We start from the raw sequence: 13,588 nt of genomic DNA, 5'->3' as shown, positions 1-13,588 counted from the left end.
ACCACCGGCGCGGCGAGCACGGACCGGGCGACCGCGACCGATCGCGGCGATCAAACCCACCCGGCCAGTTGCTCGTTACCGACCCACGCTCCTAGTTGGCCGGGCCTGCTCACCCGCAGCACGCAGGCCATGACGGCAGCATCAACCTGGGACGGCGGCGCTCCGGTGCTCGCGACGTGCTCCTCGGCCGCCTGCAGCAGTTCCGGGGGAGTGCCACCGCTCAGCACCAGGATGGCGTCGCGTATCTCGATGACCTTGCGGTAGGCGAGAAGCTTCCAGGAGCCGCGGGGCCGGACGACCTCGCGGATCCGTGCCCGCGGATCGCTCAACGCCACGTGCGGGACGGCGGCGATCAGCACGCGCCACAGGGGCCACAGCTGCCACACGTTGGCGACGTCGCGTGCTTTGCGGCGCAGCCCGAGGAAGGCGGGCGTGGCCAGCGCGGCGGAACGCAGCACGCCGTGCAGCCCCATCAAGAGAGGCAGTGGCGCGACGATCCAGGCGGCCCGGGTGGGCAGATAGACCAGGTAGCCCAGCCAGAACAGTCCCGCGCAGGCGGTTCCCCCGCTGAACAGCTGCAGGCAGATCCGCAGCGGCCGGTTGTCGCTGCGCTGGCCATAGCGCCAACACACCACGACACAGGCGACGTTGGCCGCCAGCTGCACGCTGATCAGCAGCAGCCAATACGCAGTGGAGGGAAACGGGCCTCCCATCGGCGGAATGGTGTGACCGGTGTGGGTCGGGGCAGTGGCGTCCAGTCCGAGCAGGACGATGACGACGAGCACCGTCGTGCCGTGGAGTTGGACTCTCAGACGCGGGTAGCCGGTGGTGAACGTGACGAAGTCCAGTACTGCGGCTGCCGAGATGACGCCGATCAGGTTCCTTGACACGTCGGCGGGTTCGGTCGAGCCGGTGAGCTGGTGCAGGAAGTTGAGCACCGGGGGGAGGTTCAGGGTCATCGCGGCGGCGGCCGTGGCGATCGCGAGCCAAAGGTTGCGTTGCCATCGCGACCGCACCGCGGACGGTGCCCGTAACAGGACGGTGAACCACAGGGCAGCGACGCTCGCGTTCTGCAACCAGGCTCCGTAGCACTTCAGTTCAGCGAGCATGCTGAATACCGACTCCCATCGCGGCTTCCAGCTTGTCCATCACGCCGAGAGGCCGCCCGGGGGAGGACTCGTCTGCCGTGGTGCGGATCAGGCTGGCGAGCATCTCGGCTTCCTGCTCGTGGCGCGTGGTGTAGTTGGTGCGGGCCAGGAAGCGCCGGAGCATGTTGGGGTCCAGATCGCTGAAGATCTCCTTCAGTCCGGTGGGTTCGGTCAGCTGGACGGAATTGTGGTCGAGGAGCATATGGCCGATCTCGTGCAGCACGATGTGCTCTTGATGCGGCTGGGAGGTGTTGCGTTCCACGAAGATGAAGTCGCTGGTACTGGTCGCGAGCCACAGCCCGCACGCTCCGATCGCCCCCGCCTCGGGTGGCAGCGGCATGAGATGTAGCGGCCGGTTGCGCTGTTCGGCCAGCTGGCGACAGAGCGCCTCCGCGGAGAACGGTCTGGGAAGGCTGAGCTGGTTCACGACCGACTGGCAGTGGCGCCGCAGGTTTCGGTACAGCATCCCCACTATCTGCAATCCCCCAGGACAGGTTGTGGCGGCGCAGCGCCGAAAGGCCTGCGTCCGGCATGGCGACATGCGAGAACTCCATTCACGGTGGGTCTCTCGGCAGGTTGACAGCCCGCCCGTGTGCCAGGCGAGTATCAGGCGTGCACATGACAGGTCTGACCGTGTGGGCGTCCGGCGAGCAGTCGGGCCCCGCAGGTAGCTCCAGCTGGATCAGCCGGCCGTATGTGACCCCCGGTGGCCGGGCTGTCTGTTGGTCGCGGCATCGTCGTCAACATCCTCGACCGGCGAGAGACGTTCGAGCTTGCGGGCCTCGTTGACCATCACCAGAAGGGCGTCCAGGGTCTGTGCGGAGAGCCCGTCGGCCCTCAGCGCGATGCTGCGCACCCGTGCGTTGCGCAGGGCGATGGCCACCTTGAGCTGGGCGTCAACCCGCTCGGCAACCTCCGTGCTCAGGAAGTACTCCGGCGGCACCCCGAAGAACTCGGCGAGGACGTCGAGCTGTTCCAGCGTCACGTTGCGCTTCTTGCCGGTGGCCAGCTCCCAGAGGTAGGTACCGGAGATGGCGCCGCCGGTCATCTCGCGGATCTCCTTGGCGAGCCTGCTGTAGCCGGGCCGCTTCCGCTCATCCGGGTACATGGTCTCGATCAGCCCCTGCAGGCGCCGGTCGAAGCCCTGGGCGAGTGGCCGGCCGACAGGAGAATCCGCACTGGCCATGTGTTGCCTCTCCGCTCTAGGAGTTCACCCGGGACGGTCCGCGCCGGAGCTTCCGCAACCATACCCCGCCTGGCGGGGACATGTCCGCCATAGTTGATGGAATTTGTCAACTATGGCGGATACGTTCGCTCGTTTCTGGTTTAAGTCGCTGTAGTGGACGGACACCTGAGGATGGGTCGCGCTGGGCGAGTTGTTCCCGGTGGCGGAGCCGTAAGGAGCCGTGCGCGGCACGGTCGCGTCCGCGGTACCACGTCCTAGCCTGGCCCGCCCCGAGCGCCCTGTCGATCGCTCACCATGGTATGCGTCCAAGCCCGTTGAACTCCGCCGGTCCGGCTGGGGCGTCGAGCGGTTGTTGTCGCACACTCGGAATAGACGAGGGAATCGACGCAGGTTCTTTTGGTGGGATTCCGGCACGACCCGTTCCGGAGCTCGCCCGCAACCCCCGGGCGATGTCGGGCTCGCTGCCAGTGGGGTGGCCGCTCTGGACTTGCATGCCGAGTCGCGGGGCGGTGTCCTGGCGCTCGCTCGGCTCGGACCGGCGCCGACCGCCGCGTCGAAACGGCTGCGCCGCCTGCTCGGGTATGCGACGGATCTCGTGAACCGGCCAAGCGGCCACCCAGCTGACCGAGGCGTGGCGCTCGCCGGCGGCCCCGGCAGGCCGCCGCGTCGTCCGTCCGCACGGCGCGAGCTGCACCAGGCAACGGTCGGCCCGGCATCGCCGACTGCCTGGTCCGCGCCACCCGCCGGTTGGTTGAGTCCGTCCTGGAAGGATCGATCACTCCGGGCCCGCAAGTTGATGATGTGCCAGAAATGGTTCCCTGAAGAGGGCGGGTGTCGTTCGCAGGCCCAGCGCGTCCGGGCAGCGAACGGCACCCGTCGGGCTTGTTGCGCGCTCACCGCGGAGGACCCGGCCTGAAGCATGCTCCTGCCCGCGCGTCCGAGCGTGCCGGGGTGCGCGGGCGGGCGTCCGCGAAAGTTGACAGGAGCGGTGGAGTGCCGCCTGGCTTCTTGTTCGCTTCAGCGGATGCGTTGACAGGTTCCTGTCCGCTGAGTAGCGTCCCGGTTGGCCTCTGCGTGAGGTTCCCCGAGGCGGGCGGTGGCTGGACGTCGGTTGGGGGCCGGTGGCTCGCGTGGGCCGTTCTCACCGCCCGTGGCCCACCTGCCTCGGTGGTTGTACTGCTGAAATCGCGGCTCTTTGGCCATGCATGGTGGGGTTCGTCGTGGATTCGGTTTCCGGATGGCCAGAAATCAATCTCTACAGGCATCGCGGGGATTCGGATGCAGTTGACGCAGGAGCAGTTAGAGAGCCCTGGCCGGGATGAATTTCCCACCGTCCTAGTGTCGCGTGATCCACTTGCCTACGTGCCCGGGTGCCCGATACGGGCATTGACAGATTTGTGCGACACATAGCAGCTATCGATCAAGGGGGCATGCATGGAAGTGAATTCTCGTCTCGAAATGGAAGAATTCCAGTCGATCTTAGATGGGTTCATTCGATCAGTTCGCCGCATGCCTGGAAAAGTTGCGGTCCGTTGCGGTGACCGCACGCTGACCTATGCCGAACTGGACGAGTCGTCCGACCGTCTTGCAACGGGTATCGCTGCAACAACCTCAGCCACCCCCATCGTGGCGGTCATGCTCCCGCGTGGAGTCGACTTCGTGACCGCCCTGCTCGCCGTGGCGAAGGCCGGCGCGGTATTCCTGCCGCTGGACCCCGCGCATCCCCGTGATCGCCTGGAGCGCATGCTCGGCATCGCCGACCTCTGTGTGACCACCGACGCCGGGGCCGAGATCGCCGCCGTCGTCGGAGTCCCCGCGATCCGGCCGACGGCGGCGGCCGGTCGCAGCACGACTCGTGCGCCCCACCCGGAACAGGTGGCCTACGTGCTCTTCACCTCGGGCACCACCGGTACGCCGAAGGCCGTACGGGTCTCGCACGCGAGCCTGGCCAACCATGCCGCAGCACTGTCCTCCGCCTTCGGTCTGGAGGAGTCCGACCGCGTTCTGCAGTTCGCAACGTATTCCTTCGACGTCGCGCTGGAGGAGATCTTCACGGCGCTGTGGGTCGGTGCGGAAATCGTGGTACTGCCGACCGCCGCGCCGTCCGCTGAGGAATTCTCCGCCTTCCTGTCGGAAGAAGGCGTGACCGTCGCGAACATCCCCACGCCGTACTGGGAGCAGTGGGTCAGGGCGCTGGAAACCGGCGAGTGCCGGATCAGCTCCTCCCTGCGCCTGTTGATCGTGGGCAGCGACATGACGCGCAGCTCCACCCTGGCCGCCTGGCGTCGGATGAGCACGATCGACGTGGTGAACGCCTACGGGCTGACCGAAACCACGATCACGTCCACGATCCGGCGCTTCTCTGGTCCCGTGGAAGGCACCGGGGACGACGATCCCCAGGTGCTGCCGATCGGCTCGGCCGTCTCCGGGATCGAGGCCTGGATCCTCGACGACACCGGGGCGATCGCCCCGGCAGGCGAAACCGGTGAGATCCACATCGGTGGCGCCGGCGTCGCGCAGGGATACCACGCGGATCCCGCGCTCACCGCGGACCGATTCGTCCCCGACGCGGTCTCCGGCCGAAGCGGCGCCCGCCTCTACCGAACAGGCGACCGCGGGTACGTCGACGCGAAGGGCGATCTGCACGTCCTCGGCCGCGCGGACGATCTCGTCAAGATCCGGGGCCAGCGCGTCCATCCGCAGGAGGTCGTCCGGCACCTGGTCGCCCACCCGCATGTCGCATCGGCGCACGTGCTGGCCACTCCGGGCGACACCCGGGCCCCGCGCCAGCTGATCGCCTACATCGTGCCCACGGACCCGCACTCCGTCCCCACCGCCGGACTGCTGCGTGCCCACTTGGGCGAGTCGCTGCCGGCAGCCCACATCCCGGACCGCTACGTCGTCGTGGACGCGCTCCCCCTGCGTAGCAACGGCAAGATCGACGTCGATTCGCTTCCTCGCCCTGTGCTGTGGGGCCGCTCCGACGACGTGCCCTTGAGGGCCCCGGGCACCGCGGTCGAGACGCGCCTCGTGGAGGTCTGGCGCGAGGTCCTGCGGGTGGACGAACTCGGCGTGGACGACTCCGTGTTCGACCTCGGTGGCCACTCACTCGCGCTGATGCAGATCGCCAATCAGGTCCGGCGGGTCTGGCAGGTCGAACTGACCGTCCAGGACATCATGAACGCGCCCACCGTCGCCCTGCTGGCCTCCGTGATAGAGCGCCGCGAGCGAGACGGAGTAGGACTTCCGCCCATCGTACGCGGCGGATCCGATGCTTCGGCTCCCCTGACCGCCCAGCAGCAGCAAGTGTGGTTCCTCGACCGGCTCGCACCGGGCAACGTCGCCTACCACGCGCAGACGACCATGCGTGTCAGCGGCTCGCTCGACATCGACGCCCTCCGACGCGCGATCGAGACGATCACCAAACGGCAGGCCGTCTTCCGCACCACCTTCCACGAGCACGACGGCGTCCCCTACCAGCAGGTACACAGCCGCGTGAACCACGCAGACGTCGAGGTCATCGACATCTCGCACCTGCCGGCGGGTGAGCGCCGCGCCCGTACCGAGGCCCTCATCCGAGAGCGCATCACCGCCCCGTTCGACCTGGGCACGCTGCCGCTGGCCCGCTGGTCGGTGGTCCGCCAGGACGAGCGGGAGCACGAGATCATCCTGGTCGAGCACCACCTCATTCACGACGGCTGGTCGTTCGGGCTCCTGATGAAGGAGCTGCGTGCGGCCTACACCGCCGCGGTCGACGGCGCGCCGCTCGGCCTGCCCGAGGTGGAGTTCGACTACGCCGATTACGCCCGCTGGCAGGCGGCGGCGATGGACTCGCCGGCGATGCGTCGCAAGCGTGACTACTGGCTGGAGCGCCTGGCCGACCGGCCCGCGCCGACGGCACTGCCGACGAGCCGTCCCCGCAAGGCGCCGCAGAGCTTCAAGGGCGGCATGATGCGCCTGGAGGTGCCGGCTCGCACGGCGTCACTGGCGCGACGTCTCGCCCGCGACACCCGGTCCACCGTGTACTCGGTGATGCTGGCCGCGTTCCAGGCCACCCTGGCGCGCTTCACCGGCGAGACGGACATCGTGCTCGGATCCGCCTTCGCCAACCGGCAGATGGCCGAGATCGAGGATGTCATCGGCATGTTCGTCAACCCGGTCGTGCTGCGCACCCAGGTGCCGAGGGATGCCGCGTTCCGAGCTCTGCTCGACGCGACACGCGAGACGGTGGCGCAGGCGGCGGCACACCAGGAGTTCCCGTTCCTGGAGCTGGTCCGCAACCTCAACCCCGACCGGGATCCGACCGCCAACCCCGGTTTCCAGATCATGTTCAGCGCCAACGACTCCCGGATGCCGGACCTCGAGTTGCCCGGGGCGTCGGCCACCGTCTACGAGTTGGACAACGGCTCCGCGAAGGTCGACCTCAACATCGTGGTCATCCCGCGTGCCGAGGCGGAGCCCGGTGCCGACGGCCGCGTCGACAGCCGGATCGCGATGCTGTGGGCCTACAACTCGGACCTGTTCGACCGGGACTTCATGTCCGCCGTCGGGGACTCGTATCTGCGGATGCTGGACGCGGTTGTGACGGACCCCGATGCCGACGTCTTCTCCGTGGACATCCTCGGCCAGACCCGCGCTCGGGACCTGCTCGCACTGTCTCCCGCTCTTCCCGCCGAGGCCCCGACCGCATTGGCGATGTTCGAGGCGGCACTGGCCGAGAACCCCGAGGGCACCGCGGTGTGGAGCACACGCGGCTCGCTCAGCTACACGCAGCTGGCAGCCAGGGCCCGGTCGGTGATCCGGGCCCTCGACTCGGCGATCGCGGTCTCGGAACGCCCCTGCGCGCTGCTGCTCGGCCGTACACCCGACACGATCGCCGCCATGACGGGCATCCTCCTGTCCGGTCGCGGCTACCTGCCACTCGATCCCAACCACCCGGCGGAACGCGTCGCGCACATGCTGCGCGATTCGGGTGCCGACGTTGTCCTGGTCGACTCCTCGACCAAGGGAAGCGTCCCGCCCGGCGACTGGCGCGTTGTCGACCTGTCCGATCTGCCCGAGGAGGAGCCGAGCGCTGACGAGGTCCCCTTCCGGGTCGCTCACCCCGAGGCCACGGCCTGGGTCATCTACACCTCCGGCAGCACCGGAAAGCCCAAGGGCTGCAGGGCAACGCACCGCAACTTCGCCCACTTCGTCCAGCTCACGCTGGACGGCGTCGAACGGGACCTGTTCCAGTCCTCCCTCGCGGCGACCTCGTTCTCCTTCGACATGTCGGTGAACGAGATCTTCCCGACGCTGCTCACCGGCGGCACGGTCGTCCTGGTCGACAGCCTCTTCGACCTCCCGAAGCTGCCGGCCGACCGGGTGCCCCGCCAGGTCAACGCCGTCCCGAGCCTGATGTCGGAGCTTCTGATCGACCACCGTGTCCCGAACGGGGTGCAACTGGTCGACCTCGGGGGCGAGTCGGGCAGCCACGCCTTGGTGGAACGACTCCGCGCCGACGGAGTGAAGTGGGTCCGAATCAACTACGGCCCCACCGAGACCACCGTCTACGCCGTGGCCTGCGAGGCGACCCTGGGCAACGAGACCGGCTGGCCGATCGGCACACCCGGGCCCGGCTCCGTCGCGCACATCCTCGACGACGACCTCCGACCGGTGCCCTACGGCTGCGAGGGCGAGCTCGTCATCGGCGGACCCGTCGTGACCTCCGGCTACCTGGGCCGGGCCAGGCTCACCGCCGACCGGTTCGTCCCGGACCCGTTCACGACGGTCGCCGGTGCCCGGATGTACCGCACCGGCGACCGCGTCCGCTGGCGCGACGGCCGCCTGGAGTACCTCGGCCGGCGGGACCACCAGGTCAAGATCCGAGGCCTGCGCATCGAACTCGGCGAGATCGAGCACGTCCTGCGCGCTCACCCCGATGTGGCGGCGGCCTTCGTCCAACCGCATCCGCACGCGCCCACCGAATCGCTGCTCGCCTATGTGCGCCCCGCTCCGGGCGGCGCCGTGGACACCGAGGCCCTCGCCGCCCACGCCGGCAGCAAGCTCCCGGCGTCGTATCTGCCGTCCGGCTACGTCGTCCTCGACGACATTCCGCTGACCACGTCCGGCAAGGTCGACCGATCGAGGCTTCCCGTTCCGCCGGTGTCCGTTCCCCAGGCCGTTCCCGCCTCGCGGGCGGCCGGCAAGGACTGGACCGAGCTGGAGCGGCAACTCGCCACCATCTGGTCGGACGTACTGCGCCTCGACGCCATCGACCGGGGCGACAACCTGTTCCTGCTCGGCGGCCACTCGCTGACCATCCTGCGGCTGCAGCACCGGATCCACGACGAGATCGGCATAGAAGTTCCGCTGCCGACCTTCTTCTCGCACCCGACCGTGGCCGACCTCGCGAAGTACCTGGCCGAGGAGGCGCGATGACGGACATCGACCGTCCGGACACCGGCCTGCGCCCAGCCGCCCGCAGGGCGCTGACGGCATCGCAACGCGGGCTGTGGTTCGCCGAGCAGATGGACCGTTCAGTGAACGACGGCGCCGTGTTCACCGCCGGCGGCGCGACCGGGTCGGCGGCCTTCCACATCAACGCCTCACTGCGACTGCGCGGCCCGATCGACCCAACAGCGCTGCACGCCGCCCTCAACGGCCTCCTGGACCGGCATCCGACGCTGCGGGCCAAGGTCGTCGACGACGGGGAGCTGTACCTGGAGGACCGTGGGCCGACATCGATGGCACTGCCGCTGGTCGATTTCTCGGCCACACCGGATACCGCCGAGCAGACGGCCCTGGCTCGGGTGGACCAGGAGGTCCGCCGACCGTTCGCCACCACGCAGGGCCCCCTGCTGCGCGGTGTCCTGCTGCGGCTGGCCCCCGACGACCACGTGCTGTGCCTCGTCGTCCACCACCTCGCGGCCGACGGGCTCGCCCTGGCGACCGTGTACCGGGACCTGGGCACGCTCTACCGGCGCCACCTGCAGCGCGACGACACCCCGCTGCCGGAATCGGTCTCCTGGTTCGACCTGGGAGAGCCTGGGGCACGGGACACCACGCACCTTGAGCGGCTCGTCGCTCCCCTGCGCGACGCGCCGGTCACCAGCGAATTGCCTTCCGACCGAGCCCGCACCGACCAGCCCAGCACCGCGGGCGCCGCGTTGCAGCTGGCGGTCCCGGACGAGTTGTGGCAGGCGCTGCTGTCGGCGTGCGCTCGGTGGCGGGCCACGCCCTACATGATCCTTCTCTCGGCGTACGGGGCCCTGCTCTCCCGGACTACGGGCAGCCGCGACATGGTCATCGGCACCCCCTCCTCCGGGCGCACGACGGCCCGGGAGCACGACGCCGTCGGAATGTTCGTCACGACCTGGCCGCTGCGTGTGCGGATCGAGGGCGATCCCCGCGCATCGGAGTTTGTCGCCCAGGTCCGCGACACCGCTCTGGGGGCGATGGCGGCGGGCGGGTTCTCCGTCGAGGACGTCATCGAGCACCTGCGGCTGCCCCGTTCGCTCGACAGCGCTCCACTCGTCCAAACAGTTTGCAGTTTCGAACAACTCGGCATCGAGCCACCCGTGTTCGGCGAGCTAGCTGCCGAACGCGTGGTCCTGCCCTGCACAGCCAGCAAGTTCGAGCTGAGCCTCGGCATCCGCGCATCAGCCGAAGGGGTGCTCACGGACTGGGAGTACCGCACGGACCTCTTCGACGAGGCCACCGTGCGCGCACTGGCCGAGGCCTATCTGGCAGGCCTGCGGGACATGGTCGCCGACGCGGATCCGCGCATCTCGCAGATATCGTTCTCATCGGTCCCGTCCGTCCTGGCGGGCAAGCGCACGCCGTCCGATGAGCCGGCGCCCGCAGCGCTGCCGGTGCCGCAGCGCATCGCCGCCCAGGCGGCCCGGACACCCGATGCCGTCGCGCTGCGCTCGGCGGAGCAGTCCATGACCTACCGCGAACTGGACGCGGCCGCCCGCGCGATGGCCGGGCGGTGGCTGGCCGCGGGAGCACGTCCGGAGCAACCCGTCGTGGTGGCGGTCTCCCGCGGCGTGCACTGGGCCGTCGCGGTCCTCGGCGCCTGGTATGCGGGGACGGCGATCGTGCCCGTCGACACGACGTTGCCGCGCAAGCGGGTCCGGGCGATGCTCGACCAGCTCGACGTCCGGCTCGCAGTAGCCGACACGCCGGCAGAAGCCGGAGAGTTGAGGGAGCGGTGGGGGATCGACCTCGACTGGATCTCCGCCGACGGAGCCAATGAGCCGAACGGGGACTGCGCGACGATACCGGGCTCGCTCGCCTACATCGTGTTCACCTCCGGCTCCACGGGCATGCCGAAGCCGGTCGCGGTGGGGCACGACGCACTCGCCCACCACGCCAGTCTGTTCGCCGAAGGGCTCGACCTGACCGCGTCGGACGTCTTCCTCCAGTTCGCCGCACTGTCCTTCGACGTCTCGTTCGAGGAGTCGCTTCCGCTGTGGTGCGTCGGCGGTGAGGTCGTGTTCATCAGCGACAACGCCGTGACCCCGGCCGACCTCGAGGTCGTGCTGGCCGAGCACGGGGTGACTCTCCTCGACCTGCCCAGCTCGTACTGGGCGGAGTGGGCCCGAGACCTGCGCGGCCGACCCCGGCCACTGCCGGCATCGCTTCGGCTCGTGGTCATCGGCAGCGAGGCCGGCCATCACGTCGATCTCGAGGCCTGGCAGCGGCTCACGGGCGTCGAGATCCTCAACGCCTACGGCCAGACCGAGACGACGATCACCTCGGTGACCTGGTCCTCCCGGGACGCATCCGGAGGCGATGCCGGCGGCGACGTGCTGCCCATCGGGAAGCCGATGCTGGACACACGGGTCTACGTGCTGGACACCGAGCTCAAGCCGGTCCAGGCGGGCCTGGCGGGCGAGCTCTACCTCGCCGGCCCCTGTGTGTCCCGCGGGTACCACGGCCGCCCCCGTGAGACGGCCGACCGCTACCTGCCGGACCCCTTCTCTCCGATTCCGGGACAGCGGATGTACCGCACCGGAGACCGCGGCCGCATCGCCCCTGACGGTCAACTGAGGTTCCTCGGGCGGGTGGACGACGTGGTGAAGGTCCGCGGGCACCGGGTGGGCCTGCGCGAGGTCGAGGCGCTGATCCGCAGTCACTTCGGCGTCGCCGATGCGGTGGCCCGGGCGAGGCGGACCGAGGGAAGCACCGAGATCGCAGCCTACGTCGAACCGACAGCCGCACAACCGTCCCTCACCTCCGCCGAGGTGCGGGCGCATCTCGCGGAGTCGGTGCCGAGCTACGTCGTGCCCGCGCACATCGTGATCGTGCCGAAGCTGCCGCGCACACCGGGCGGCAAGCTCGACCCGTCCAGGCTTCCCCCGCTGCCGCGGGACACTGCAAACAGCCACCGGGCTCCGGACGAGGGCACCGACCACGGGGTGCAGGGCTCCCTCCGCAGGATCTGGGCAGAGGCGCTGGGCGTGCCCGACGTCGGCCTCGATGACAACTTCTTCGCGCTCGGCGGCGATTCCATCCTGGCCATCCGGGTGGTGTCCGCGGCCAAGGCCCAGGGGCTGGACCTCGCGGTGGTCGACCTGTTCCGCCACCAGACCCTCGCTGCCCTCGTCCAGCACACCCAGCCCTCCGCGGCCGATCGCAGTGACCTACCGGCCACCTCGACTCGGTCCAGCTCCGGGGCCCTGGTGTCGGCGCTGGACCTCTCGGAAGCCGAGGCCGTCCAGCTGCTGGCCCGGTTCGTCGACGCCGAAGACGTACAGCCGGCCACTGCCCTTCAGGAGTGGGGCCTGAACCGCCTGCGAGTTGCTCCGAAGCCCGGCCTGTTCCGCGTGCACGAGGCGTTCGACCTGACGGGTACCGACGCCGACGCCGATGCCCTGGTGCTCGCCTGGCAGGCGGTGGCCGAACACCATCCGGCCCTGCGCACGTCGTTGCACTGGGACGGAGACACCGCTCTGCAGGTCGTCCACCGAAATGTGCGAGTCCCAGTCGAGCGGCATGACCTGCAGGATCTCGACACCGCCGCAGCCCAGGCCTACCTCGGCGACTACCTGGTCCGGCTAAAGCAGGAGCCGGTCCACCCCGAGGACCCCTGTCCGCTACGGATCGTCGTCTTCGACCTCGGCCCGGGCTCGGCCTACCTGCTGTGGACCTTCTCGTACCTCGCCATCGACGGATGGTCGTTCCCGCACATCCTGGCCGACCTCTTCACCGTGCACGACGCTATCCGCGAGGGCAGGTCGTGGCAGCTCGCGGCGCGACCTGTGGCCGAAGCCATCGGCGTCGGCGCATCCACCCGTTCACCGCAGGGGCCGGCGGAAGCGTTCTGGAAGAACAGGGCACGGGCCGGGAGCCGAGGACTTGCCGCGGCGCCATCCGACACGCGGGATCCCGGCGGGTACGCACACCAACGCGCGTGGCTCGGGCTCGAACACACCTCATCGCTCATCGGGGCGGGGCGGCACCACGGGCTGACGCTACACACACTCGTCCTCGGGGCCTACGCCCTGTCGTTGAGCCAGACGCTGGGAAACGAGACCGTCGTCTTCGGCACCGTCGTCTCGGGACGCTCCGACCCCGCCCTCGACGAGATTGTGGGAAGCCTCGGCAGCAGGCTCCCAATGTGGGCCGACGTGCCCGGCGACGCGGTCTGCGTCGAATGGCTCCACGAGCTGCAGACCGAGCACGCGGAGGTTTCCGCCTACGAGCACGTCTCACTGATCGACCTGCATCGCTGGGTCGGCACGGATCCGGGAGAGCTGTACGACACCGAAGTGATCGTCCAGAACTTCCCGTTCGGCGAAGGGCTCCAGGGCCGAGTTGCCGGCTGGAACCCGGTGAGCAACGGATCCCGAGGCGACTCCGCCCTGCGCCTGACTGTCTGGCCGGACCCCTCCTTGCTGCTCAAGCTGAGTTACGACACATCAGGTATCTCCGACAGCCGCGCTCTTGCGCTTCTGGCGTGCATGCGCACGGTGCTCGAGCGGATGGCAGCGGACCTGTCCCGGCCACTCAGTGAATACACGAACGGCATCACGCCCACACCCATGACCAAGAAAGGCTGAATGGCATGAGCACGGACTACACGGTGGTGTACAACACCGAAGAGCAGTACTCCATTTGGCGCGCGGACACCGAGCCGCCGGCGGGCTGGTCCACCACCGGGTTCACCGGAACCCGCGAAGAATGCCTGGACCGGATCAACGCCGAGTGGACCGACATGCGGCCCCGATCGCTGCGGGAGCACCTCGCAGCGGCCCAGCAGTAGGTC

The 13,588-nt window shown here is 69.1% G+C and carries 6 protein-coding genes; 3 read left to right on the top strand and 3 right to left on the bottom strand.

Translation table 11 applies throughout. The annotated features are described in order from the left end of the window. Positions 1 to 50 precede the first annotated feature (50 nt). The 3 genes from ACGF12_RS28185 to ACGF12_RS28175 form a co-directional block, all read right to left on the bottom strand. Complete coding sequence (locus tag ACGF12_RS28185; RefSeq protein ID WP_393035775.1) at positions 51 to 1,109, bottom strand: MAB_1171c family putative transporter; 1,059 nt, start codon at positions 1,107 to 1,109, stop codon at positions 51 to 53. Beyond that, positions 1,099 to 1,614 carry a hypothetical protein gene (locus tag ACGF12_RS28180; protein ID WP_393035772.1) on the bottom strand — a complete coding sequence of 172 codons (516 nt, stop codon included), beginning with the start codon at positions 1,612 to 1,614 and terminating at the stop codon, positions 1,099 to 1,101. Before ACGF12_RS28180 ends, ACGF12_RS28185 begins: the two co-directional genes overlap by 11 nt. A 216-nt stretch (positions 1,615 to 1,830) precedes the next feature. Continuing rightward, positions 1,831 to 2,334, bottom strand: coding sequence for a hypothetical protein (locus tag ACGF12_RS28175; RefSeq protein ID WP_393035769.1), 504 nt, complete (start codon positions 2,332 to 2,334; stop codon positions 1,831 to 1,833). Between the two features lie 1,434 nt (positions 2,335 to 3,768). Between ACGF12_RS28175 and ACGF12_RS28170 the strand changes: the two genes are divergently transcribed. Genes ACGF12_RS28170 through ACGF12_RS28160 form a run of 3 tightly spaced genes read left to right on the top strand, consistent with a single transcriptional unit; the run spans position 3,769 to position 13,585 of the window. Beyond that, on the top strand, positions 3,769 to 8,754 hold the full coding sequence (locus tag ACGF12_RS28170; RefSeq protein ID WP_393035766.1) for an amino acid adenylation domain-containing protein: 4,986 nt from the start codon (positions 3,769 to 3,771) through the stop codon (positions 8,752 to 8,754). Continuing rightward, positions 8,751 to 13,382 carry an amino acid adenylation domain-containing protein gene (locus tag ACGF12_RS28165; RefSeq protein ID WP_393035763.1) on the top strand — a complete coding sequence of 1,544 codons (4,632 nt, stop codon included), beginning with the start codon at positions 8,751 to 8,753 and terminating at the stop codon, positions 13,380 to 13,382. Before ACGF12_RS28170 ends, ACGF12_RS28165 begins: the two co-directional genes overlap by 4 nt. Before the next feature lie 5 nt (positions 13,383 to 13,387). Next, on the top strand, positions 13,388 to 13,585 hold the full coding sequence (locus tag ACGF12_RS28160) for an MbtH family protein (protein ID WP_393035760.1): 198 nt from the start codon (positions 13,388 to 13,390) through the stop codon (positions 13,583 to 13,585). The last annotated feature ends 3 nt before the right edge of the window (positions 13,586 to 13,588 follow it).

It is taken from the genome of Kitasatospora sp. NPDC048296, assembly GCF_043201815.1.
Lineage (GTDB): Bacteria > Actinomycetota > Actinomycetes > Streptomycetales > Streptomycetaceae > Kitasatospora.
Note: the sequence above shows the minus strand (reverse complement) of the source record. Positions and strands in the feature narration are given on the sequence as shown.